The organism is Eubacteriaceae bacterium Marseille-Q4139 (assembly GCA_018223415.1).
GTDB lineage: Bacteria > Bacillota > Clostridia > Lachnospirales > Lachnospiraceae > CABSIM01.
Genome location: JAGTTQ010000001.1, coordinates 292588 through 316074 on the forward strand (window position 1 = coordinate 292588; position 23487 = coordinate 316074).

At 52.7% G+C, this 23487-nt stretch carries 23 protein-coding genes; 4 read left to right on the plus strand and 19 right to left on the minus strand.

Features of this window, described 5'->3' with window-relative positions; translation table 11 throughout:
- Positions 1 to 77: 77 nt before the first annotated feature.
- The 7 genes from KE531_01435 to coaBC form a co-directional block, all read right to left on the minus strand.
- A complete protein-coding gene (locus tag KE531_01435) occupies positions 78 to 326 on the minus strand; it encodes a YlmC/YmxH family sporulation protein (protein ID MBR9952295.1) in 249 nt (82 codons plus the stop codon).
- A gap of 75 nt (positions 327 to 401) precedes the next feature.
- Entirely contained in the window at positions 402 to 1019 is a 618-nt protein-coding gene (locus KE531_01440) for a DUF1847 domain-containing protein (protein ID MBR9952296.1), read from the minus strand.
- Between the two features lie 26 nt (positions 1020 to 1045).
- A complete protein-coding gene (locus KE531_01445) occupies positions 1046 to 1858 on the minus strand; it encodes an amidohydrolase family protein (GenBank protein MBR9952297.1) in 813 nt (270 codons plus the stop codon).
- 16 nt (positions 1859 to 1874) lie between these two features.
- Complete coding sequence (gene pepV / locus KE531_01450; GenBank protein ID MBR9952298.1) at positions 1875 to 3278, minus strand: dipeptidase PepV; 1404 nt, start codon at positions 3276 to 3278, stop codon at positions 1875 to 1877.
- 29 nt (positions 3279 to 3307) lie between these two features.
- The gene (locus KE531_01455; protein MBR9952299.1) at positions 3308 to 3754 is read right to left on the minus strand and encodes a GatB/YqeY domain-containing protein; all 447 of its coding nucleotides are present in this window, start codon (positions 3752 to 3754) and stop codon (positions 3308 to 3310) included.
- A gap of 15 nt (positions 3755 to 3769) precedes the next feature.
- A complete protein-coding gene (locus KE531_01460; protein MBR9952300.1) occupies positions 3770 to 5362 on the minus strand; it encodes a peptide chain release factor 3 in 1593 nt (530 codons plus the stop codon).
- A gap of 41 nt (positions 5363 to 5403) precedes the next feature.
- Positions 5404 to 6621 (minus strand): bifunctional phosphopantothenoylcysteine decarboxylase/phosphopantothenate--cysteine ligase CoaBC, encoded by a 1218-nt coding sequence (coaBC, locus tag KE531_01465; protein MBR9952301.1) that lies wholly within the window; start codon positions 6619 to 6621, stop codon positions 5404 to 5406.
- Positions 6622 to 6957: 336 nt separating this feature from the next.
- Here coaBC and KE531_01470 point away from each other — a divergent pair, with 336 nt between their 5' ends.
- Complete coding sequence (locus KE531_01470) at positions 6958 to 7731, plus strand: type III pantothenate kinase (GenBank protein MBR9952302.1); 774 nt, start codon at positions 6958 to 6960, stop codon at positions 7729 to 7731.
- A 77-nt stretch (positions 7732 to 7808) separates the two neighbouring features.
- Here KE531_01470 and KE531_01475 read toward each other — a convergent pair whose 3' ends face one another.
- The 7 genes from KE531_01475 to KE531_01505 form a co-directional block, all read right to left on the minus strand.
- Positions 7809 to 8534 carry a hypothetical protein gene (locus KE531_01475; GenBank protein MBR9952303.1) on the minus strand — a complete coding sequence of 242 codons (726 nt, stop codon included), beginning with the start codon at positions 8532 to 8534 and terminating at the stop codon, positions 7809 to 7811.
- 97 nt (positions 8535 to 8631) lie between these two features.
- Complete coding sequence (locus tag KE531_01480) at positions 8632 to 9306, minus strand: hypothetical protein (protein ID MBR9952304.1); 675 nt, start codon at positions 9304 to 9306, stop codon at positions 8632 to 8634.
- Positions 9303 to 9815, minus strand: a complete 513-nt coding sequence (locus KE531_01485; GenBank protein MBR9952305.1) for a hypothetical protein — start codon at positions 9813 to 9815, stop codon at positions 9303 to 9305. The genes KE531_01480 and KE531_01485 overlap by 4 nt, the downstream gene beginning before the upstream one ends.
- A 155-nt stretch (positions 9816 to 9970) precedes the next feature.
- Complete coding sequence (locus tag KE531_01490) at positions 9971 to 10666, minus strand: YesL family protein (GenBank protein ID MBR9952306.1); 696 nt, start codon at positions 10664 to 10666, stop codon at positions 9971 to 9973.
- Entirely contained in the window at positions 10650 to 11759 is a 1110-nt protein-coding gene (ugpC, locus tag KE531_01495) for a sn-glycerol-3-phosphate ABC transporter ATP-binding protein UgpC (protein ID MBR9952307.1), read from the minus strand. The genes KE531_01490 and ugpC overlap by 17 nt, the downstream gene beginning before the upstream one ends.
- 15 nt (positions 11760 to 11774) lie before the next feature.
- Positions 11775 to 12827 (minus strand): LacI family DNA-binding transcriptional regulator, encoded by a 1053-nt coding sequence (locus tag KE531_01500; GenBank protein MBR9952308.1) that lies wholly within the window; start codon positions 12825 to 12827, stop codon positions 11775 to 11777.
- A 12-nt stretch (positions 12828 to 12839) separates the two neighbouring features.
- The gene (locus tag KE531_01505) at positions 12840 to 15848 is read right to left on the minus strand and encodes a DUF4981 domain-containing protein (GenBank protein MBR9952309.1); all 3009 of its coding nucleotides are present in this window, start codon (positions 15846 to 15848) and stop codon (positions 12840 to 12842) included.
- A 342-nt stretch (positions 15849 to 16190) separates the two neighbouring features.
- On the opposite strand from KE531_01505, the gene KE531_01510 reads away from it, so the two are divergent.
- From KE531_01510 to KE531_01520, 3 genes are read left to right on the plus strand one after another with little or no spacing between them, the layout of a single operon-like run.
- Positions 16191 to 17498, plus strand: a complete 1308-nt coding sequence (locus tag KE531_01510) for a sugar ABC transporter substrate-binding protein (protein MBR9952310.1) — start codon at positions 16191 to 16193, stop codon at positions 17496 to 17498.
- Between the two features lie 36 nt (positions 17499 to 17534).
- Positions 17535 to 18398 (plus strand): sugar ABC transporter permease, encoded by an 864-nt coding sequence (locus tag KE531_01515; GenBank protein ID MBR9952311.1) that lies wholly within the window; start codon positions 17535 to 17537, stop codon positions 18396 to 18398.
- Between the two features lie 2 nt (positions 18399 to 18400).
- Entirely contained in the window at positions 18401 to 19216 is an 816-nt protein-coding gene (locus KE531_01520) for a carbohydrate ABC transporter permease (protein MBR9952312.1), read from the plus strand.
- Positions 19217 to 19272: 56 nt separating this feature from the next.
- Here KE531_01520 and KE531_01525 read toward each other — a convergent pair whose 3' ends face one another.
- From KE531_01525 to KE531_01545, 5 genes are all read right to left on the minus strand, one after another.
- Complete coding sequence (locus KE531_01525; GenBank protein MBR9952313.1) at positions 19273 to 19965, minus strand: D-lyxose/D-mannose family sugar isomerase; 693 nt, start codon at positions 19963 to 19965, stop codon at positions 19273 to 19275.
- Between the two features lie 64 nt (positions 19966 to 20029).
- On the minus strand, positions 20030 to 21274 hold the full coding sequence (locus KE531_01530; protein MBR9952314.1) for a glutamate-5-semialdehyde dehydrogenase: 1245 nt from the start codon (positions 21272 to 21274) through the stop codon (positions 20030 to 20032).
- Complete coding sequence (locus KE531_01535; protein ID MBR9952315.1) at positions 21271 to 22029, minus strand: ATP-binding cassette domain-containing protein; 759 nt, start codon at positions 22027 to 22029, stop codon at positions 21271 to 21273. Before KE531_01535 ends, KE531_01530 begins: the two co-directional genes overlap by 4 nt.
- 12 nt (positions 22030 to 22041) lie before the next feature.
- On the minus strand, positions 22042 to 22668 hold the full coding sequence (locus tag KE531_01540) for an ATP-binding cassette domain-containing protein (GenBank protein MBR9952316.1): 627 nt from the start codon (positions 22666 to 22668) through the stop codon (positions 22042 to 22044).
- A gap of 2 nt (positions 22669 to 22670) precedes the next feature.
- Positions 22671 to 23474, minus strand: coding sequence for an ABC transporter permease (locus tag KE531_01545; protein MBR9952317.1), 804 nt, complete (start codon positions 23472 to 23474; stop codon positions 22671 to 22673).
- Positions 23475 to 23487: the final 13 nt, after the last annotated feature.

The following is a 23487-nucleotide window of genomic DNA, read 5'->3' on the forward strand; positions in this document are numbered from 1 at the left end:
ATCCCTCCTTTTCTGCTTGCCATTTTATGGCATGTTTTTATTATTTTATCATGAAAAACGCTGTCAGGGCAAGCTTTTTATGGCCTGGGCGGCGGCTCCGGAAGCTTTACGAGAATGATGTCGTCCCCAATCTGGCACACGTCGCAGAAGGGGATCACAAATTCCTTCTCACGCCCCAAAAAGCCGCAGATACAGCCGGGCCCCGGCACGATAAGCGCCAGAATCTGCCCGGAACACGCATCAAAGTCCACGTCGCCCACAAAACCAAGGCGTTTGCAGTCGCAGATGTTGATGACCTCCTTGCGCTTTAATTCACTCAAACGCATACTGCCCTCCGGCCGCTCTTTTTTTCATTTTATTCGGCCGGAACGCCTTCTCTGCATGTCTGCGGGAAGAAAATTTTAGAGCCGGTTCTTAAAGTACCCCTCAGCGCAGTAAATGGCGCCCACCGGATTGTGCGCTAGCACACGGTCCTTTGCCACAAGCGTCGTCACCATGGCGTCGGAATACCGGTAAAACAGCGAATCGTGGCCGACGCAGAGGCCGAGAGCCACGTTGAATTCCGTCTTCTGTTCATTTAAGAGCTTGGCCTGGAGAATCGGGTTGCACATGGCCTCATGTTCGCCCGGCTTTAACTTCTTCTCCTCCGGGATTCCCACCTCGGCCTTGTCGATGCCGCCGGACTTACAGACTACGGACACCACTTCGAGCCCTTCCTTTCTCATGAGTCCGGCCACCACTTTTGCTTCTTTGTAAAGGCCGATGCAGAAAGCAAGCCCGACTTTTTTGTAGCCCATCCGTTTGCAGAATACGATAGTCTCCTTTAATCTCGGCCACTGGCAGTAGCCATCGTGCTCAATCTCCGAGGCCGTCACAAAGAACCGGCCCACCTCCGGGTCTTTATACTCTGCCATGGCCTCTTTCACCAGCTCTTCGCCGCGCATTGGGCAGTTTTTCGGCATGTTTTCATGTTCCTTTTCCCGGCAGGCATGGATGCCGCAGTCCGCACAAGTGTACATAATCCTTCTCCTTTTTAAGCGTATTTTTATTTCAGGGCAGCCTCCCCAAGGATCCGCCCGGCATTTCCCCCAAGCATCATGGCCTTTTCCGACCTGGAAAAATGGCTGGAGCGTATGTAAGCGATGGCCGCCTTCTGGGTTCCGTAGGGAAAATCGCTTCCAAAAAGCACCCGCTCCGGCCCCATCCGTTCCGTCAGCCGCTCAAAATCCGAAAGTTCCTGACGCTCGGCGCTCATGGCCGAGTCGATGAACACATTTTCCGGGAAGCCGAATAAAAGCTCTTCCTCTCTCGGGTCGCCGGAACGCCCGCCCATGTGGGCCAGAATCACCGGCACATCCGGAAGATACGGGATAATTTTGGCCGCATCCGACGGAAAAAAATCAAAACCGCCCGGCACCCTGGCCTGTCCGCAGTGGATCAGCACAGGAAAGCCCAGATGGTTGATCCGCTCCCACATCTCCCGGTAGGATTCGTCAGCCAGATAGACCTTCTGGAAGGGCGGATGGAATTTCACCCCGGCCATCCGTTTATCCTTTAATTTTTCCAGCTCCTCCGCCACATTGGCGCAGTCGGGATGGAGCCCGCCGAAGGCGATGAGCCCCCGCCTGACGCTTTCCGCCGCAAACCGGTTCACATCCGTCTGGGTCTTCGGCTTCGTCACCACATGAAGGACGGCAGAAAGGGAGACATTGCTCTCCTTCATCCTGGCAAGCAGATTCTCCTTTAACGGAAGCTTTTCGTAGGAATCATGCTCCCGCCCTGCCACCTCCATGGCGCGTCTTGCGAGGGTCGCCGGGTAAATATGGGTATGGATGTCTATGATCCGTTCCTCTGTCATGGCAAATCCGCCCCGCTTACCTGCAAAGCTCTGCGATGACCTGGGCAAAAATCTTTGCGCTGGCAAGAAGTTCATCGACAACGGCAAATTCATCCGGCCCGTGCATACGGTTTTCCGTCTCCGGCATGGCTGCGCCGAAGGCAACGCCGTTCTTTAAATGATGGACATACGTGCCGCCTCCGATGGCGACGCAGCCGCCCTCTTTCCCTGTCCACTCCTCATAGCAGCGGTTTAAGGTACGGACAAACTCCGAATCGCCGGAGACATGGTGCGGCGGATCTAAAGCCTCGCTTAACAAGGTGATGCCGTGCGCCCTCATGGCCGCCTTTGCAGGCTTTAACACGTTGTCATCATCTGCGCAAAGCGGGCAGCGGCTGTCAAAGCAGCCCTCGATGCGGCTTTCCGTGATGGAAAGGATGTCAAAGGCCAGGGTCAGCGGCCCGGAAAGCTCGTCTGCCATGGCAATCCCAAGGCCCTCCCCGTAAATATCGCCGTGGGGCATCAGGGTATTTAAGCTTTTTACAAGCTTCATCTGTTCACAGTCTGCAAGCGGGAGCTTTGCCACAAAGGAAAGAAGGCCTGTCAGGGCATTTTTTCCCTTCCACGGTTTAGAGGCGTGGCTGCTTTCGCCGATGGCACGGACGGTGACAGAGCCGTCTTCTGCCGCGAATTCATACCGGATGCCCTCGCATCCCTCCATGGCTCCTGCCGCTGCCTCAAGTTCTTCTAAAGAAAGTCCTTCGATGACGGCCTCCGCCTTTCCCGGAACCACGTTGACCTTTGTGCCCGCCGTAAACGATTTTAACCTCGGGAGAGCCGCACTCTCTTTAAAATCCGCCTCGAACCGCCCCGTAAGGCTCCCTTTTTCGATGTTCGTCACCGGAAAAGAGCTGTCGGGCGAAAACGTCATTGGCGCTTCCTTTTCTATTTTATAATAATGCTCAATATCAGAGCTTCCGCACTCCTCGTCGGTTCCGAGAATCAGGCGGACGTTTTTCGTCACCGGGATCCCTAACTCCTTCACGGCGCGCATGGCGTAAAGCGCCGCCACAGCCGGGCCTTTATCGTCCGACGTCCCGCGGCCGTAAAGCTTTCCGTCCTTTACCACCGGCTCGAAGGCCTCCGTCACCGTCCAGCCGTCTCCGGCCGGCACGATGTCCAGATGGGCCAGGATGTCGAGCTGCGCCTCCTTATCATTTAAGTCGGCAGTGCCCACATAATTATCATAGTTGTTGATGGCGAATCCGTATTTTTCTGCCATCGTAAGGGCACAGGATAACGCCTCCGCCGGCCCTTTTCCGTAAGGCATCCCCTCCTGGTACGGCATCTTCTCGCTGTTGATTCTGCAAAGGGTGCAGATATCCTCTAACATTTCCGCCTTATGGCTCTCGATATACTGTTCGATTTCTTCTCTGTACATGGCCTTTCCTCCCGCTGTCTCCCATCTGTTTACCGGAACATTCCTGATAGAATCTGGTTTACCTCGCCGCCGTCGGCCTTTCCCTTTACGAGCGGCATCAGAACCTTCATGATTTTTCCCTTGTCGGAAGCCTTCGGTTCCTCAATTCCCAGGTCGGAAAGCACCTGGCGGATCGTCGCCTCGATCTGTTCCGGCGTCATATCAGCCGGGGCGAATTCCTGGTAAACCTCCATCCGCTTCCTGGCTTCCTCGATGATGTCCGTGCGGTCAGCCGGTGCCGTATCCATGGTCTCCTTGGTCTGCTTGATTTCCTTTTTCACGACGGCGTTTTCCTCGTCCTCCGTGAGGGGAGAGCGCTTGTCAATCTCCGCGTTCTTTAAGGCAGAAAGCAGCATGGAAAGGGAATCCTTACGCTCCTTGTCCTTTGCCTTCATGGCCTCCACCATGGCGGCCCTTACCACATCAATCTTCGACATATTTATCATCCTTTCCTAATTTCTTCCAAATTCACTGAGCTTAAGGCCCGGGTTCCTCTCTTCCACCATGCCCACGCTCCAGCTGTTGATAAATAAAAGCAGCGGATTTCCCTTCAAATCGCGGATCCGCTTCATGTCGGACGTTCCCTGGATCTTAGAGACGTCGACCTCCTCGGGGTTTTCCACCCAGCGGATGAATTCAAAGGGAAGCTGGTCTAATTTGACTTCCACGTTGTACTCGTTTTTCAGGCGGTAGGTCAAAACCTCAAACTGGAGCACGCCGACGACGCCGACGATAATCTCCTCCATACCGGTGTTGAACTCCTGGAAAATCTGGATGGCGCCCTCCTGGGCAATCTGGTTGATTCCTTTAATAAACTGCTTGCGCTTCATGGTGTCCATCTGGCGCACCCTTGCGAAGTGTTCCGGCGCAAAGGTCGGGATTCCCTCGAAGGCAAACTTCTCACCGGAGGCGCAGAGCGTGTCGCCGATGGAGAAAATGCCGGGATCGAAGACGCCGATGATATCTCCGGCATAGGCTTCCTCAATGATTTTCCGGCTCTCGGCCATGAGCTGCTGCGGCTGGGTCAGGCGGATCTTTTTCCCGCCCTGGACATGGTTCACCTCCATGCCGGCCTCAAATTTTCCGGAACAGATCCGCATAAAGGCGATTCTGTCGCGGTGGGCTTTGTTCATGTTGGCCTGAATCTTAAAGACGAAAGCCGAAAACTTCTCGTCAAACGGATCCACAACGCCGTCCGTAGTCTTTCTCGGAAGGGGCGGCGACGTCATTTTAAGGAAATGCTCAAGGAAGGTCTCCACGCCGAAGTTGGTGAGGGCCGAGCCGAAAAATACCGGCGATAAAAGCCCCTGATCCACCAAATCCTGATCGAATTCGTCGCTGGCGCCGTCCAAAAGCTCGATATCGTCCTTAAGCTGGCTGTGGTAGTCTAAGCCGATGACGGAATCCACATCCGTCCCCTCCACGTCGAAGGTGCGGCTCGCCACCTCCTTCTGGCCGCCCATGGCAGCCGTAAACGTGGTGATCTGTTTCGTCTGACGGTCGTAGACGCCCTTAAAGCTCTTTCCGCAGCCGATGGGCCAGTTGATCGGGCAGGTATGGATCCCCAGCACTTCCTCGATCTCGCTCATAAGCTCGAAGGGGTCCCTCGCCTCCCGGTCCATTTTATTGATAAACGTAAAAATCGGGATATGCCGCATGACGCAGACCTTGAAAAGCTTGATGGTCTGCGCCTCCACGCCCTTGGAGCCGTCGATCACCATGACGGCCGAGTCGGCGGCCATCAGCGTCCGGTAGGTATCCTCGGAAAAGTCCTGATGGCCCGGCGTATCCAGGATATTGATGCAAAAGCCTTCATAGTTAAACTGAAGCACCGACGAGGTTACGGAAATTCCTCTCTCCTTTTCGATCTCCATCCAGTCGGAGACGGCATGCTTCGTGGCTTTTCTTCCTTTTACCGTACCGGCCAGGTTGATGGCGCCGCCGTAAAGCAGGAATTTCTCCGTCAGCGTCGTTTTTCCGGCGTCCGGGTGGGAAATGATCGCAAAGGTTCTTCGTCTTCTTATCTCATCCGCAAATGCAGTCAAAATGTTGTCCTCCAATTTCTCATCTAATCTTCCAATTTTTTCTACCCTACTATTTTGCCAGCATTCTGCCGTTTCGTCAAGAAAATCTCATCCAGGATCTTCCCGGCCGCTTCCTCCTTCGTCATAATCGGAAGCTCCTTTTCCATGGAATCGGTGATCAGCGTCACCACGTTGGTATCGGTGCCGAAGCCGGCGCCGGCCACCTTTAAATTGTTGGCGACGATCATGTCCAGGTTTTTCTTTTTAAGCTTCGCCCTGGAATTTTCCAGCATGTTCTCTGTTTCCATGGAGAAGCCGCAGAGGAACTGGCCCTCTTTTTTATGGTCTCCCAGCCACTTTAAGATGTCGTCGGTGCGCTCTAACTCGATAGCCATGTCGCCGTCCTTTTTCTTCGTCTTTTCCGGGTTCACGAACTTCGGCCGGTAGTCAGCCACGGCGGCGGCCTTTATGATGGCGTCCATACCTTCGCTTCTTTCTGTCACCGCTTTAAACATGTCTGCGGCGCTCACCACCGGCACCACGTTTACAAACATCGGCGGTTCCACTTCTGCCGGCCCTAAAACGAGGGTCACGTCGGCGCCGCGGTAAGCGGCCGTCTTTGCGATGGCACAGCCCATTTTTCCCGTGGAGTGGTTCGTGATGTAGCGCACCGGGTCGATAGCCTCCCTGGTGGGGCCTGCCGTTACAAGTATCTTTTTCCCGGAAAGATCCTTTTCATACTGGATTTCCTTTAAAATATACTGGAGCAGAACCTCCGGCTCCGGCATTTTCCCGGCTCCCGTGTCGCCGCAGGCCAGGTACCCGACGGCCGGGGAGATGACCTCCATGCCGTATTTTTCGCAGATTTTCAAGTTGTCCTGGGTAATCGGGTTCTCGAACATGTTGGTGTTCATGGCCGGGCTTATGATTTTTTTGCAGCGGCATGCCAAAACCGTCGTCGTCAGCATGTCGTCTGCCAGGCCGTGCGCCAGCTTGGCAATCACGTTGGCAGACGCCGGCGCCACCAAAACCACATCAGCCTGCTTGGCGATTGCCACATGTTCCACCGAAAACTGGAAATTTCGGTCGAAGGTATCCACCAGGCACTTGGTTCCCGTCAGGGACTCGAAGGTGATGGGGTTAATGAAATTTGTCGCATTTTCCGTCATCAGCACATGGATCGTGGCATGAAGTTTTTTTAGGGCGCTTGCCAGATAGGCAATTTTATAGGCGGCGATGCTGCCGCTCACACATAAAAGTACGGTTTTTCCTTTCAACATTCTGGATTCCTCCGTTGTAATTCCTGAAAAATTATGGTAAGATAACACCTGATTTTTAGTAACAGTTCAGCCATGCAGAACCATATGGCAAAATGCTGCGTGAGAGCTTGCTCGCTAAGCAGTATTTTGTCATATGGTTCTATATGGTGAACATCCGACATGAATAATTTGACGGCCAATACCTTTTTTGTTAGCCAATATCGTGGAATCCGTCAAATTATGAATGGCATGGCTGAACTGCTACGCTTTTTCTCCAAGAGGGCTGCGGCGCAGTCCCGTCTCAAAGCCTGAAAACATTATAACACTTACCAATTCAATGTGGAAGGAGTTTTCAATATGATTTTAGCCATAGACATGGGCAACAGCAACATTGTTGTCGGCGGAATTGACGAACAGCGGACGTATTTCGAGGAACGGATCACGACGGACGACAGGAAGACGAGCCTGGAGTACGCCATCATGCTAAAAAACATCCTGGAAATCCATAAGGTAAAGCGGAGCGACATCGAGGGCTCCATCATTTCTTCGGTGGTGCCGCCTTTAAATGCGCCGCTCTCTTCTGCCGTCAAGAAAATCACCGGCAGGCGGCCGCTTCTCGTCGGCTCCGGCATGAAGACCGGCATGAACATCAAGATGGACAACCCCAAAACCGTCGGAAGCGACCTGATTGTGGCGGCTGTGGCGGCTGTTGACCGGTACGAGGGCCCCATCATCATCGTCGACATGGGGACGGCCACGACTATCACCGTCGTCGACCGGGCCGGCAGCTACATCGGCGGCGTCATCCTGCCGGGCGTCAACGTCGCCTTAAACTCCCTGGTAAGCAACACAGCGCAGCTTCCCAGGATCAACCTGGATATCCCCAAACGCGTCATCGGAAAGAACACCATCGAATGTATGCGAAACGGCATCATGTACGGGAATGCTGCCACCATCGACGGTATCATTGACCGAATGGAGGAGGAGCTCGGCGAAAAGGCGACGCTCATCGCCACCGGCGGCATGGCAAGGTTCATCACGCCGCTCTGCAATCATAAGATCATCTATGACCCGGATCTTTTAATCCGCGGGCTTTTGATCCTTTACAGGCAGAATACGGGGGAGGCGTAAAACCTGCCGGGCTTTTACAGCAAACAAACAGGCTGAGTCTGCGTCTTTGCAGATCCAGCCTGTCTTTTTACCGCGTTTTATCTGGAAAACATGAGGATGCCGCCTGTGCTGCCCCAGTTTATTTTGTAGTTCGGGATTTCTATGATGATATCACCAGCTCCATCTGCATAGGCGTCGGTGTAGCCGAGGCCTTTTGCATGCTCCAAAACGGCCTCCGTACCCTGAATGGTGTCGTCAGCGCCTTCGATTACCGCAGACGGGGCAATGGCTGCCACTCCATAGGGACTTCCCCCGTCATAATAGACGGTGATTCCATTGTAATACTGTACGGATTCAGACCATTCATTTACATATAGTTTCGCATACAGCGCATTATTTTCAGCTTTTGTCCTGCCAAGCATGGCAATCGCCGTATTGCTGATGCCATATTCGTTGTATCCGCTTTCCGCAGCCTTATCAGTGGGGATCTCTGCCGTCACTTCCTTTGTCTTGACAACACCATTCTCCATCCATGCACCGCCTGCACTCACTTCATAGCCGTCCGGCGTCACACCGCCCATAACCAGACACCCGCTGCCATCAAAGTAATAGCACTCTGCGATGCCGTCATAGTCGTTGTCAATCCACTGCCAGCCGTTGCTGTACCATGCGGTGCCTTCCTCATTGGTACTGTACCACCAGCCTGACAGATCGTTCACCCAGTAGCCCTGTGCAAAAGCCGTCATGCTCATGGCCGCTGTCATTGCTGCTGCCGCTGCGGCAGCTGCGAAAGTTTTCCATCTTTTCCTGCCTGAAATTTTCATGCTGTTTCTCCTTTTTGATGTTTTCAGCTCCCCGGTATTTGATTTTCACAGGGGATTGTTTTTATGTATCTATAATACATTTTTACGTCTTAAAAAGTCAACTGTTTTTACAAATTATGGTATTTTTTTCACGCTTTACGTCTTTTGCAAGATCATAAATCACAAGGAAAATCAACACCCCAACCGCCAGATACGAAAGCCCATAAAGGAGCGCCCGCCTCGTAAGCTCTCCCTTGTCCATCTGCATGGTGTTAAAATCAAACTGCGGGAAAAACGGCGGCAGAAGGTTTAAGATTCCGTACCACCCAATATTCCAGGCCGTACAAAGTCCCGCCACAAGCCGGTCTTGTTCCAAAATGCCGCAGACGAAAAGGCCCAGGAAAAACACGGGAAAAGAATTGGATTCATTCATAACATAGCTAAGGACAGCCGCCGGAAGGCTCACGGAAAGCGCCTCCTCCGGCTTTACGGCCATGGAAACAAGCGGAATGAAAAGATTCTGAAACAGCGCATGAAAGAGCGGAATCGACAGGCAGAGGGCGCATGCCTGCCAGAGCTTAAGCTTGTGCACCGCTAAAAGGACGGCAATGCCGGCCGCAAGCCCCGGGACAAGAGAATCGCCCACCTGATTTCCAAGCTTCATAAATGCCGTACTGAAGCCGCTGTAAAGCATCTCATCCGCATAAAAAATCCCGGCTAAAAGCCCGATATTGGAAAGGAATCCTGTCAGGATACAGACAAAAAGGGCCATCGTAAATGCATTCTTTTTCATCGGCTCATCTCCTCGTTCAGCCGTTCGATTTCAGCCTCCAGGTCAACCTCATTTTCAACCTCCACGTCAATCAATACCTCCGCGCCGGCAAAAGACGCCGTAATGACGGTCGTCCCCTTTCCCTTTGCCGTAATTCTTCCATTATAGGCATAGGCGACGGTTTCGTCCCCGCTTTTCCATTCAGCAAACGGCGTCACGTTCACATACGTTTCCTCATCGATTTTTGCGATGATGTCCACAAAGGCCGAACAGCCGTTGTTTGGAAGTCTCACCGAAAATTCCGACGCAGTCAGTCCTTCTATATCGGCCGGCTGGAAGGAAAGGGATCTATCGTCTTCCGGCCATTGCTCCGTAAAAAACTGATGAGTCCCGTAAAGCGCCTCTGCCGTCGATGCCGTCGGGAGATTCGCGTACCAGATCATCTCTGCGTCTCCCGCCGTCATGAAATTTGAAAGGTTTCCGAACGCCAGGAAAAGCCAGCCAGCTCCCGCTAAAAATAATTGCTTCATCCTGATTCCTCCTTGTGCTGTTGGATGGAAAACAATGGTTTTATCTGATTTTATCATAGCATATCGGGATTATTTTCTCAATAAATGTACTGTTTTCGTTATAATATGTAATAAAATCGTTATATTCAAAATAAAAACTGCCAAAAGCAGACCAACTATTCATCGGCTTTCGGCAGTTTTTCGTTTTTTATCTCCAGTCCAAGCAGATCCCGAAGCACCCATGCATGAAAACAGCATAACAGGGACGGAAAAAGCAGCGCCGGGATAATGGCAATCTGAGTCCAGTTTTTAAAGCAAAGAAGCAAAAGAAACGCCGCTGCCCCGTCGGCCGCCGCCATTAAAATCGTCTTCGGAAGGTACAAAAGCCCGGCGAATACGGCATTTTTTAAGGTCACGGAAACCGGGTTCACAAATCTGGCCTGGAGTGGGAACACATAGAGGAACAACAGGAGATAGAAAAACCCCAGAACCACACAGATCACCCATCCCGCCAGAAAAAAGGCAGACGGCATAACTGTATCCCCGGCATTTCCTGCCGCCAGCATGAACCTTACGTCAAAAAGAAGCGCCAGCCCAAAGCCGCCGAAAATCACAGACAGGACGGCTCCCTGAGCCAGGTTTTTTCGGAAGCTGTGAAAAAAATCGCGGAAAACGCCGCCGCTTTTATTCTCCGCCAGCTTAAAAGAGGCATAACAGAGGGCGCTTAAGGAAGCGCCCGCCGTCACAGCCGGAAGACAGCAGAAAACCGTGATAACCGTCAGGGCAATCAGCTCCCCTGCCTTCCCCACTGCCTGCCAGAATGCATTGTCCGTATTGAAAAGTTCTCCCATAGGCTTAATTGAAAATGGCAAGCTCCGTCTCCGGATCGAAGGCGTGAAGCTTCTCCGTATTCATGTACAGATCCACACGGTCGCCAGGCTTTGCCTTTACCGACGGATCCAGTCTGGCCGTCCAGGTGGCGTCATCCATGTCAAAATAAAGGTATGTCTCGGTGCCTAACATCTCATAAACCCGGATCTCGGCGTGGATACAGGCCTCTCTGTTCGCCTTGCCTGCATCGCCCTCATCGTGGAGATCCTCGGGACGGATTCCCAGGATCACCGTCTTCCCCACATACCCTTTGTTCTTTAAAACAGCGGCGCGCTCTGCATCAAGCTTAATGCTCTGTCCGCAGAATTCCAGGCGAATTCCATCCTGTTCCGTGACGCGTGCGCTTACCATGTTCATCTGGGGTGCTCCGATGAAGCCCGCCACAAACTTGTTGCCCGGCTTCTCATAGAGGTTCTCCGGCGTATCTACCTGCTGGATGACGCCGTCCTTCATGACGACAATCCGCGTGCCAAGCGTCATGGCCTCTGTCTGGTCGTGGGTTACATAGATAATCGTCGTTCCCAGGTTCTGGTGAAGCTTGGAAATCTCGATCCGCATCTGGCCCCTTAATTTGGCGTCCAGATTGGAAAGCGGCTCATCCATGAGGAATACCTTCGGATTCCTAACGATGGCGCGGCCCATGGCGACACGCTGCCTCTGGCCGCCGGAAAGGGCCTTCGGCTTTCTGTCCAGAAGATGCTCCAGATCCAGGATCCTTGCAGCCTCATGCACCTTTTTATCAATTTCTTCCTTGGAAACCTTCCGGATCTTCAGGCCAAAGGCCATGTTTTCATACACGGTCATATGCGGATAGAGGGCATAATTCTGGAAAACCATGGCGATGTCCCGGTCCTTCGGCTCTACGTCATTCATCCGCTTTCCGTCAATGTAAAGATCCCCGCTTGTAATATCCTCAAGGCCTGCCACCATCCTTAAGGTGGTGGATTTTCCGCAGCCGGAGGGGCCGACAAAAATAATGAACTCCTTGTCCTGGATTTCCAGATTAAAATCCTTTACGGCCTCAAATCCGTTGGGATATTGTTTGCCGATATGTTCCAGCTTAACCGTTGACATATAATCTATCTCCTTTTACTGAACCTTCAGATTTTCCGGCCCCGTTCGCTCTGTGCTGCCGGATTCTGCTGTCTCTGCGTTAATATCTCTTACGCTTTCCCGTATCATGAGCTTCGCCGGGAGAATCACCTGGATCGGGATCTCTCTCTTCGTCTGGATCCTGCTGCCGATGATGTCCACCGCCTGCTCGCCCATGAAATCCATGTAAAGCCGCATGGTTGTCAGCGGGGGAAGCATGTATTTTGCCGTGGGGATGTCGTTGAAGCCCACAATGCTGAAGTCACCTGGACACGTTTTTCCCGCCCGGTTGATGGCGTTTAAGCACCCCACGGCCAGGGAATCGTTGGCGACGAAGACGGCCGTCGGCGGATCTGCAAGCTCCATTAGCTCATTCATCAGCCGGAATCCCATTTTCGAGGTAAAAGAACCGATCCGCTCATATTCCTGGCGGTAACAGCCCTTTTCCTTCATAAACTCCCGGTAGACGACGGTTCGCTTATCCGGGTCATCTTCAAGCCCCGTCCCTTCTGTGTCATTGCCGCCGATGAAACCGATTTTTTTATGGCCGCAGCTCCACAGATAGTCGAGAATCCGCCGCGTCTCCCGCTTCAGCTCAAAAATAATCGAATCATATTTGGCTTCGTCGGGACAGCTGTCCACAAAAATCACCGGCTTTTCCAGGGAATCAATCCGTCTGATATCTGCCTCGTTAAAGGTTCCCAGACAGATCACGCCGTCTGCGTTTCCCTGGCGGAACTCCTCGCCCCGCGAAATGTTGGTGAGCTTGTAGCCAAGCTGTGCCGCCCGCCGCTCAATGGCAACCCGGACAGACAGGTAGTAGGGATCTTCCACCTCTCCTTCCAGAGAATAGTAGTTGATTAACAGGAGGGAAAGCTTCTTTTTCCCGCGTTTCTGACTCTTTGTCTGATAATCCAGCGCATCTGCGATTTCAAAAATCCTCGTTTTTGTCGCCGCGTTGACCGACAAAGTTTCGTCATAATTCAATACTCTGGATACCGTGCTGATGGATACCTGCGCCTGCTCTGCAATGTCCTTAATCGTTGCCATATTTGACCTTCCTTATTTGTATTCAGTCCTGGCCTCCGAAAGAATCTCCTCCCGCTTCACCGGCCTTATGGAAAATGCCATGGTGAAATCTTCAATCGGCGTCTTGCAGCTCTCCGTCTGCTCCTGACCGCAGGAATTGCTTCCCAGGCCCGACTGTCTGTAATCAAGATTGAGGATCAGATAATCCTCCCTTTTGATGTCCCTGGGGTAAGGAGCCTTTCTCAGCGCTTCGGCCGTGTAGTCATGGACATTGAAGCCAAATTGCTCTTTCGCCTTTATGAGGATTCCCTCCTCACGGTCACAGATCGCCAGCCAGCCAGCCTTCTCGCGGTGGCCGTTCTCCTGAGGCTTTACATAGTCCGTATGCATTCCGTCCACATCCGTCTCGTAAATCCCCATAATGGCTGCCTGCCTCGAGTCGCAGTAGCTTTCTCCCGGCCCGAGTCCGTACCAGGACACGTTCCAAAGCGGTTTTGCCGCATAAAGCTCTACGCCGATCCGCGGCAGGAATGCCGGTTCAAACTCCCTGTTCCTCACAGCACGGCCGTTAAGGCTCACATCCATAGAGCCGTCGCCGTAAATGGTGTAGACATAAGAGAGCTTAAAGCCCCACGCCTGGCAGTAGCATCCAAAATATTTCTGAATATAGACGGCGGCTCTGTCATCAGACTGTCTGACCGTCATATATTCGAGCTGCTCCATTCCCCTGGAAACAAAATACTTGTTATTCCAATCGTACACTTTATACATGTCATTGTCAATGTCCGCTCTGTCAACTGTCACAACCGGGCCCCTGGAAATCAGGGTTTTTCCGGATTTTTCCATGGACGCCAGCACACCTGTCACCTTATTGAAAACGAATTCCGTGCCGGCCGCCCGGACAGTCAGCCTTGCCGCATCTTCCGCAACGGAAACCGTACCGGCTTTTCTTTCCGCATAAACCGTCTTTTTCACCGGCAGCAGGAACTGGAACACGCCTAACTCATGACCGGCCGGTGCGTAAGAAGTACTCTCTTTTTCCACCACACGGATATTTAAGTAATAATCGGCATTGCCCTCCGGATTTTCCACGGTACAGGGAAGAAGCACCAGCTCTTCTTCTCCCGGCGCCGCCGAAAGATTGTCGATAGTAAAGGAAGAAACGGCCGTTTTCCCATCTGTAACCGTGCAGCTTAAGGCTACGCCGGAAAGTGTCTTAAAGTCGTACCAGTTTTTTACCTGGTAAAGATCCGTACTTTCTGCGGCCCGCTTAACCGATACCGGGCAGAAAACCTGCTTAAGCTCCAAAAGGGCCGGCGACGGGGTGCGGTCGGGCATCAGGTACCCGTCGATGCAGAAGTTTCCGTTTGTCGGGAAATCGCCGTAGCAGCCGCCGTACTTGTAAGTAACCGTTCCGTCCTCTTCCTCACTCCGGATCCCGTGATCATACCATTCCCAGACAAAGCCTCCCTGAAGCCTGTCGTAGGTATGGTAAAGCTCTTCGTAATCGGCAAGGCAGCCGGGGCCGTTTCCCATGGCATGACCATATTCGCAGTGGACGTGAGGCTTGTTGTGCTTCACTTTCGTGGCTCCGATTTCCTTTAACGGCCCGAGCCATGTGTACATGGTGGAGTAGACGTCCGTGATCTCTGCTTCAAAATCGCCTTCATAATGGATCAAACGGGAGGAATCCAGAGCCCGGATGGCCTCAGCCTCTCTCTTAAAATTAACGCCGAAGCTGGATTCATTTCCGAGCGACCACATGATAATCGAGGGATGGTTATAATCCCTTTCCACCATACGGACACCGCGGTCAACATAGGCTGCCTCCCACTCGGGATCGTCGCTGATCCTGTCGTAGATATGCGCCCACTCAAAGCCGTGGCACTCCAGATCGGCCTCATCAATCACGTAAAGACCGTATTCGTCGCAGTAATCATAGATGGCCTCGATGGACGGATAGTGGGAGAACCGCACGGCATTGATGTTGTGCCGCTTCATCATCAGCACATCCTGTCGCATCACCTCGGGATCCACGCGCCTGCCGCCTTCGGGAGAATAATCGTGATGGTTCGCGCCGTTTAAAAGGATCGCCTTCCCGTTGACGGTAAACACATTACCCTTTACTTCTATTTTCCGGAAACCAGTGCGGAAGCTTACCGTATGGGCGCCGGCATCTCCCTCCAGGGTCATCGTAAGCGTATAAAGCGCCGGCGTCTCAGCCGTCCATTTCTTTACTCCGGGGATCTTTGCCTCAATGGAGAACGTCTTTTCCGCCGGGGAAACCGTACCTTCTGCGGCTTTTTTGCCTTCCGGATCCGACAGCGTCCAGGAAAGGGCCCCGCCGGCCATGGAAAGCCGGATTTCGGCTGAAAACAGGCCGTCTGTGTAGGATGGATCCAGATCTCCGTGGATCCGGCAGTCCTCGATTCTCTGCTTTGGGCTGTTTAATAAGGTGACATCGCGGTAAATGCCGCTGAACCACCACATGTCCTGATCTTCCAGATAACTTCCGTCCGACCACTTGTACACCCGCACCGTCAGGCTGTTGGTTCCTGCATTTATATAGGAAGAAATGTCGAACTCGGCCGGGAGCCTGGAAACCTTGCTGTACCCGGCATGGTTTCCGTTGACCCACACGTCATAGGCGCTGTCTGCCCCGTCAAACCGCAGGATCGTCGTATTTTCCATCCAATCTGCCGGGACCTCAAAGCTTCTTTTATAAATGCCCGCAGGATTCTCCGACGGGACAAACGGCGGATTTAAAGGGAACAGATACAGGACATCGGTGTAATGCATATGATCGTACCCTTCCGTCTGCCAGCAGGAGGGAACCGGGATGGTGTCCCAGCCATCCGTATTGAAATCCGGTTGTTCAAATCCCTGAGGACTGTATTCCGGTGCCGCCAGATATAAAAACTTCCATTCTCCATTTAACGATTCCACTGCGGAAGAATCCGTAAACCGTGACGCGCGGGCCGGAAGCCGCCCGATCCCCGTAAGCGTCTGATCCTCCCATCTTTTTTTTGCTCTTTCCTGCATATCTTTCCTCCTTTTTCGCGGCTGTCCAGAGCCGGCAGCCCGTTTTTGTGTCTGTCTGCAAAGAAAATTTTCCTTTACCGGCAGCCTGTCATCAGTTCGTCACTTTGCTGATTTTTATCTTCATTATAATCTGTTTGTTGGTAAAAGTCAAACATTTTACTATTAGTTTTTTACCTATTTTTTTCTAAAACATGTTGACTTTTCTATTTAAAGGGCGTATTATTGTTTTATTCTTAGTGATTTTATCCAATTACTAGATCTTTCTTTCTCTTGCATTATTATTGAATAGGAAAACTTTTTAGTAAAATTCTATTATATTTTTTCAATCAGGAGGTAAGGATTATGAAAAAACACAGACTGATCACATCAGCGGCGATGCTCACCATGGCGGCGGCACTGACTCTCAGCGGCTGCGGCGGCAGCACGACCGACGCCGGAAGCGAAAGCGCTTCGGCAGAAGGCGGGAGCACCATTACCGTCTGGGCCTGGGATGTGGCTTTAAAGCAGCTTCAGGAGGCTTCCGAAAAGTACAAGGAGACAAATCCGGACGTGGAATTCGTCTTTGAGGAAATGGGTACGGATCAGATCTACACGAAATTAGCCACGACGCTTTCCACAGGAAAAGGCCTGGCTGACGTCATTCTTCTGGAAGGCGAGCAGGTAAGCGGCTATGCCAACAAGTACCCGGAGGGCTTTGCTGATTTAAGCGATATCGTAACCGCCGAGGACTATCTGCCGGTCAAAATCGGCGAGGTAACGGCCAACGGAAAAATTGTCGGCTTCCCCTGGGATGCCGGCCCGGTAGCCGTCTTCTACCGCACCGATTATTTTGAACAGGCCGGCGTCAACGCCGATGACATCAAGACCTGGGACGACTTTATCGAGGCAGGAAAGAAGGTAGAAGCCGCCTGCACGACACCGTCCGGCGAACCGGTAAAGATGCTTCCTGTCAACCCCAACAGCTCCGGCTTTTTCCGTCTTCTTCTTACAGAGAACCAGGCCGGCTTCTTTGATGCAGACGGCAATACTGTCATCAACGCCGACGCTTCCTTGGAAGCTATGGAACTTGCCAAGAAAATTTATGACTCCGGCATTGCCTACAATTACGCCGACTGGTCCGAGTACGAGGCCGTCGTTGTAAATGAAACCGTCGCCACCATCCCGGAAGCCGTATGGATGATCGGAACCATCAAAGACAAAGGGCCGGAACAGTCCGGCAAATGGGGCGTTATGCCGCTTCCGGCATTCCCGGGCAAAGAGGCTGCCGGCTCCACCAACGGCGGTTCCAACATCGTCATTCCGGCAGCGTCTGCAAACGTGGATGCAGCCAAAGATTTCGTAAAATTTGCCCTGACCGATACGGAGCTTCAGGTTTCCGGCTTTGTAAACTACGGCCTGTTCCCGTCCTACATCCCGAGCTACGAAGATCCCACCTTCTCTGAGCCTGACGAATTCTTCGGCGGCCAGGAGATCTATCAGATCTTCATCGAGCTTGGTCAGACGGTTCCGTCCGTCAACTATACGGAAAACTTCAATGAAGCCATGAGCGCCGTGGGAGCCACATGTGCCCAGGTTTATTTGGAAGGCGCCGATCCCAAGACTGCCCTCGATTCTCTCCAGGGCGATCTGGTATCCAAGTTTGGAAAATAATTCTGTCTGCCTCGAATAATTGGAGGGGAGAACGACATGAAAACACGCAGAAAATCAAGATTTTTCCCATATGCAATGCTGTTTCCCACCATCGTGGTTTTTGCAGTATTCATGATTTACCCGATTCTGTACTCGCTTTATCTGAGCTTTACGGAATTTACGGGCGGTACATACGAGTTTGTGGGACTTCGCAACTATATCGAGCTGTTCAATGACCCGGTATTTTACAAAGCCCTGTTCAACACCTTTTTCTATCTGATTATCCAGGTTCCGGTCATGATCGGCCTCGCGCTTCTGCTCGCTGTCCTCATCGAGCAGAAGTTCGTCCGGGGCAGGGGATTTTTCCGGATGGCAACCTTCCTTCCGACGATTACGTCCTTAGTTGCCTATTCCCTTGTATTTAAGGTGCTGTTCAACACAAACTACGGCTTAATCAACTATATTGTGGAGTTTTTCGGCGGCGAGAAGATCCAGTGGATTTATTCCGCATGGCCGGCGAGAGCTTCCGTCATCATCTCCATCACCTGGAGATGGGTGGGCTACAACATGATTATCCTTCTGGCAGGCATTCAGGCGATTCCCACGGAAATGTATGAGTCAGCTTCCCTGGACGGTGCAAATTTCTGGCAGCAGCTGTTTTATATCACCATCCCTGCCATCAAGCCGATCATCCTGTTCACCACCATTACGTCCACCATCGGAACGCTCCAGCTCTTCGATGAGCCGTACATCCTGACTCAGGGCGGCCCCAATTATGCAACCATCACCCTCGGCCAGTACCTGTATGAAAACGGCTTCACCTACCTGAAATTCGGCTTTGCATCTGCCCTGGGCTATGTGATGGTGATTATCATCGGACTTCTGTCCTGGGTACAGTTCAAAGTGACAAAGGAGGAGTAAACATGGTAAAAAAAGCAGGAATTTATATCTTTTTAATCGCTGCGGCCTTTCTTTCCCTGTTTCCCTTCTACTTTATGTTTGTAAGCGGAACCAACACAAACCAGGCAATCCTTCAGGCGCCGCCGCGGCTGCTCCCGGGTGCCATGCTCCTTGAGAATTTCTCTATCCTCATTGAGAAAATGGACATCATCCGGGTAGCCTTCAATACCTTGTTCATCTCCACGGTTTTTACCGTGCTGACCCTGGTGCTTTACTCTTCCGCCGGATACATCCTGGCAAAGTTTGAATTCAAGGGCAAGGGCCTGATCTTCGGCTTTATCATGGTCTCCATGATGATCCCGGCACAGGTCATGTACGTCCCCTTGTTCCAGCTTTTCGTGTCCGTGAACATGACGAACACCTACTCCGCCGTCATCCTGCCCTCCCTGGCAAACGCCTTCGGCGTCTTCCTTATGAGGCAGAACATGATGAACTTCCCCACGGCCCTCGTGGAGGCGGCAAGGATCGACGGGGCCAGCGAATTCGGTATTTTCTGCCGGATCGTGCTTCCGAATGTGAAGCCGGCCTTAAGCGCCCTCGTCATCTACATGTTCACGAATATGTGGAACAACTTCATGTGGCCGTTGATCGTCCTTGAAACAAAGGAAATGTACAACTTCCCGGTGGCCCTGGCCGTCCTGGACGGGAACCCCACCAACAAAAACTTCGCCGTCATCCTGTTGGCGACTGCCATCGCAACGCTTCCGATCCTGGTAATCTTCATGGTATTCCAGAAGCAGTTTGTGGCCGGCGTCATGGGCGGAGCGGTAAAAGAGTGATCTCCGCATAGAAAGCGGCAGCAAGAATCCTTTTTTTGGGTTCCTGCTGCCGTTTTTTAATTTTCTTTTGCCGCCGGGTACTCGCTGCATAAAAGCCGGTACGGCGGCTCGTCCTCCTCGATTTCCGGGAACCGCCCCACCTTTTCGTAAAACCGGTTGTCGGTGTTGTCGTCGTTGCACTGGCTCACTTCCCCAAGAAGTACCGGCCCTGTGCCCTCTTCCACCTCAAAATCGTGGTACAGGTACGGAGAAATTGTGATGCTCTCGCCCGGGGCCAGGCGCACCTGGGCGCCGGCCGGAACCACCATCTCGCGGCCGTCCACGTGCACATGGACATCGCTCTCCCGATCCAGGCCTTCCTCTTTCGTGGAATTGTAAACGCGAATCAGCACATTCCCGCCGCCGCGGTTTATGATGTCCTCCATCTTCGACCAGTGGAAATGCATCGGTGAATACTGCCCCTCGCGGATGTATAAAAGCTTTTCCGCATAAGTCTTCGCGTACTTGTCTTTTTCCTTCAGGTTCCCGTTCCTGAGCGTAATCAGGGAAAAGCCCACCTTCTTAAAATCCCCCAGGCCATAGTCGGTGATGTCCCACCCGAGCATGTTGTCACGGATTTCGTCGTACTCGTGTCCTTTCTCCTCCCACTCCGCCGGCGTAAAATGGCAGAACGGCGGAACGGCGAACCGGTATTCCCGGAGCATAGCTTCCATTTCCTTTAAAGCCGCATTGATTTCACTGCGTTTCATGGATGTCCCTCCTTATCCTGTTTCTCATTTTACCTCGGCGAAAGCGCAGAAGGCAAGCCGTTTTTTACCGCAGGACTCCATTTCCGGAAAGATAATATTTCTGCTGCATCAAATGTTCCATGCCGATGGGGCCGCCGTAAGGATATTTCTGGGTACTGATTCCCATCTCGCCGCCCATGCCGAAGCCGGCTCCGTCCGTCAGCCTTGTCGACACGTTCCACCCGACGACGTTTGCCTCGACGCTGGCCATGAAACGACGCGTATTGGCCTCATTTTCTGTGATAATGACCTCCGTATGCGGCGTCCTGTAACGGTTGATATGGTCAATCGCCTCAGAAAGCGACTCAACCACCTTTACCGCAAGAACCGGTGCAAAATATTCAAAGCGCCAGTCTTCCTCACACGCCTCCTTCACATATCCGCTCAGCCGGCATGTGCGCGGACAGCCCCTGAGTTCCAGACCTTCGTCATGCAGGCGCTCCAAAAGCGCAGGCAGATTCTTTTCTGCCCATTTTTCATGAACCAGCAGGGTTTCCGCGGCATTGCATGCCAGCGGGCGCGGGACCTTGCTGTTGACCGTGACCGCCTCGGCCATCTGCGGAACGGCGCTCTCATCAATATAAATATGGCAGTTTCCAGGGCCGGCGCCAATGACCGGGACTGTGGCGGCCCGGCGGATTTCCTCCAGCGCCCCATATCCTCCCCGCACAATCAGAAGATCAAGCTTTCGCTCACATGCCGCAAGCTCGCAGGTCAGCGCGTGGCCGCCGCCTTCCACCAGCATAACTGCCTCACCTGGCAGGCCGGCCTCCCGAAGCGCCTTTTTAAGGATCTCTGCCAGAACCCGGTCTGTTTTAACGGCGTGACGGCTTCCCCGCAGAAGCAGCGCGTTCCCGCTTCGGACACATAAGGCGGCACAGTCGGTAACGACGCTCGGACGCGCTTCATAGACGACACCGACAACACCGACAGGGAAAAGGCGCTTGCTTCTGTGGAGTCCATTGGAACAGTCTTCCTCCAAAACCTGCCCAACCGGGTCTTTAAAAGAAGCTGCCTGCTCAAAAAAGCCGGCCATGGCATCAATATCCCGGGAAGCAATCGTCAAAATCCCAAGCCGCTTTTTCTCCAGTCCGGCGGCTTTCTCCCTCATAACGTCCTGTTCATTTGCCGCAAGCACGGCCTCCTTGTTTTCCCGCAGGGCTTCTGCCATCCGTTTCAGAGCCATGGTGCGCTCCTGGGCCGAAGCACGCCCCAGGATAAAAGCTGCCTGCCTGATTCTGTCCAGATTTTCTTCTATCTGACTATTCATACATGGATCCTCCCGTTAAAGTATTCATAAGCATTCAATAATTCCCGGCTGTAAGGATGAACGGCGCTTTCAGGGAACCGGGAAAAATCCCTTTCTTCAACAATTTCCCCGCGGTGCATAACTGCAATCCTGTCCCAATATCCCCCGGAAAAATCAATATCATGCAGAATAGCCAGGATGCTGATGCCCTTTTCCCGTTTAATTCTTCCAAGCAAAGAAAAAACATCATTGCCGCTTTGCCTGTCCAGCATGGAAGTGGCCTCGTCTGCAATGATAATCTGCGGGAAAGGCATCAGCGCCCGCGCAATGCAGATCTTTTGCCTCTGGCCGCCGGAAAACTCCCTGACAGGGCGGTCGATGCCGAAAACCAGGTTCTGATCCACATAAGAAAGCGCCTCCTCTGCCGTAAGGCATGGATGCCTGTGCCGGCGGCAGATGCGCGCCGTCTCCTCAAGCGCGGCCCTCACCGTCCTCCCGTCATCCAGGGCACTGTACGGATCCTGAAAAATATATTGTATCCTGGCGCAGTCGTCAAAGGAACGGCGGCGGCAGGTATGGGCCAGCTCCCTTCCGTCCAGCAGGATTTTTCCTTCGTCCGGAGCCAGCATGCCGGCGGCTGTCCTGGCAGCCGTCGTCTTTCCGCTCCCGCTCTCGCCAACAAGGACAAGGCTCTGCCCGTCTTCAAGCGTCAGGCTGACATTTTTCGCTGCATAAAGGGAGCCGTATTTTTTCACAATTTTATCGAGAACCAGCACGTTATCCCCTCCCTAAAGATCAATGATCCTGTCGGCCACATGCTCTAACAGGGGCCGGCTGTGCGCCACCATCAGCGTCGTCATTCTCCCCTTAAATCCCCGGAGGAACTCACTGATATCCCGCAGGGTGATTAAATCAATGGCCGACGAAGGTTCATCCAGGATGAGAAGCTCCGGCTTCTTTATGACGCAGAGCAGAAGCACAGCTCTCTGCTGCTGGCCGCCGGAAACAGCGCCAGGGTGCCTTTTTAACAGCGCCGGATCGAGGCGGAGCGCTTCCAGCATGGAAGAAAGTCCTGCGTCCTCAGCCGTAAGTCCGCTGCCCTTTAACGTAAGCCTGATGTGTTCCCCCAGCGTCAGCTTGGGATTCAATGCTGCCTGTGAAAACTGCGGGCAGTAGCTGATAAGACGGTATAATTCCGGCCCTGGCTCCGGAAATGGGCGGCCGTTCAGGGATTTTGTTTTCCACTCTGCATGCCCTGCAAAAAAAGGATTGACTAAAGATTCCAGCAGGCTGGTTTTTCCGCAGCCGCTGGTTCCGAATAAGCCTACAAATTCCCCTCTGGCGGCATGTATATCTCCGTAGCACAGCTTCGTTCCGTCGGGATATGTAATACGGTAATTTTCCAGCAGAAGCATCGCTATTCCTCCTCGCTGACCAGCAGGGCCAGGCTGATCACAAAAACAATGACGACAGCAGCCACAGGAAGCAGGTACCAAAGAAAAACCGTGTCATAATAAAGATTTTCATAATCCATGGCCGACCGGATCAGCTTCCCCCATGTCTTTGCCAGCGGATCGCCGACTCCCAGAAAGGAAAGGGTTGTCTCATACATGACGCCTTTGTTGCACTGCAAAACAAAAAAAGATTTGACGGACGGCAGGATATCCGGAAGCAGCTTCCGCAGGACATCCCAGACATTCCCCTTCATCATCATTGTGTACTGTACCTTGCTGCTTCCCAGGCAGTCGGCCAGTTTGCCGCGGATAATTTTAAATACGCGCGGCCATGAAAAAACCACAATAACAAGCATGGTATTGAGCATTGTTGGTTCCGCCAGAACGGCCACAAACATGATAACGACCATCTCCGGTACGATCAGAAAAAGGTTGGCCGCCATCCCAAGAAGGTCGTCGGCCGTTTTCCCCAGATAACCGGCACAGAAAGCCAGAACAGTCCCCAATACTGTCGAAAAAAAGCCGGAAGCAACCGCCAGGACAATCGTCAGCCGGAAACCGTGGAGCAGCAGCGAAAAAATGTCATGCCCCATTTCATCCGTTCCGAGCAGATGAGCCAGACTCGGCGGTTCCAGGGAAGAATGGCTGAAATCTGTGACTTCATAGGGCATAAGCACAGGCGCAAACAAAGCCGTAAGCAGATACAGGGCAAGAATAAAAGAACATATCTTCTGACGCCGGGAAAGGGTCTTTAAAAATTTAGTCATGTCTGATTTTCCT

Coding starts and splice junctions, on each gene's coding strand:
- KE531_01435 (MBR9952295.1), bottom strand. CDS start 326: ATGCGTTTGAGTGAATTAAAGCGCAAGGAGGTCATCAACATCTGCGAC.
- KE531_01440 (MBR9952296.1), bottom strand. CDS start 1,019: ATGTACACTTGTGCGGACTGCGGCATCCATGCCTGCCGGGAAAAGGAA.
- KE531_01445 (MBR9952297.1), bottom strand. CDS start 1,858: ATGACAGAGGAACGGATCATAGACATCCATACCCATATTTACCCGGCG.
- pepV (MBR9952298.1), bottom strand. CDS start 3,278: ATGTACAGAGAAGAAATCGAACAGTATATCGAGAGCCATAAGGCGGAA.
- KE531_01455 (MBR9952299.1), bottom strand. CDS start 3,754: ATGTCGAAGATTGATGTGGTAAGGGCCGCCATGGTGGAGGCCATGAAG.
- coaBC (MBR9952301.1), bottom strand. CDS start 6,621: ATGTTGAAAGGAAAAACCGTACTTTTATGTGTGAGCGGCAGCATCGCC.
- KE531_01470 (MBR9952302.1), top strand. CDS start 6,958: ATGATTTTAGCCATAGACATGGGCAACAGCAACATTGTTGTCGGCGGA.
- KE531_01475 (MBR9952303.1), bottom strand. CDS start 8,534: ATGAAAATTTCAGGCAGGAAAAGATGGAAAACTTTCGCAGCTGCCGCA.
- KE531_01480 (MBR9952304.1), bottom strand. CDS start 9,306: ATGAAAAAGAATGCATTTACGATGGCCCTTTTTGTCTGTATCCTGACA.
- KE531_01485 (MBR9952305.1), bottom strand. CDS start 9,815: ATGAAGCAATTATTTTTAGCGGGAGCTGGCTGGCTTTTCCTGGCGTTC.
- ugpC (MBR9952307.1), bottom strand. CDS start 11,759: ATGTCAACGGTTAAGCTGGAACATATCGGCAAACAATATCCCAACGGA.
- KE531_01500 (MBR9952308.1), bottom strand. CDS start 12,827: ATGGCAACGATTAAGGACATTGCAGAGCAGGCGCAGGTATCCATCAGC.
- KE531_01505 (MBR9952309.1), bottom strand. CDS start 15,848: ATGCAGGAAAGAGCAAAAAAAAGATGGGAGGATCAGACGCTTACGGGG.
- KE531_01510 (MBR9952310.1), top strand. CDS start 16,191: ATGAAAAAACACAGACTGATCACATCAGCGGCGATGCTCACCATGGCG.
- KE531_01515 (MBR9952311.1), top strand. CDS start 17,535: ATGAAAACACGCAGAAAATCAAGATTTTTCCCATATGCAATGCTGTTT.
- KE531_01520 (MBR9952312.1), top strand. CDS start 18,401: ATGGTAAAAAAAGCAGGAATTTATATCTTTTTAATCGCTGCGGCCTTT.
- KE531_01525 (MBR9952313.1), bottom strand. CDS start 19,965: ATGAAACGCAGTGAAATCAATGCGGCTTTAAAGGAAATGGAAGCTATG.
- KE531_01530 (MBR9952314.1), bottom strand. CDS start 21,274: ATGAATAGTCAGATAGAAGAAAATCTGGACAGAATCAGGCAGGCAGCT.
- KE531_01540 (MBR9952316.1), bottom strand. CDS start 22,668: ATGCTTCTGCTGGAAAATTACCGTATTACATATCCCGACGGAACGAAG.
- KE531_01545 (MBR9952317.1), bottom strand. CDS start 23,474: ATGACTAAATTTTTAAAGACCCTTTCCCGGCGTCAGAAGATATGTTCT.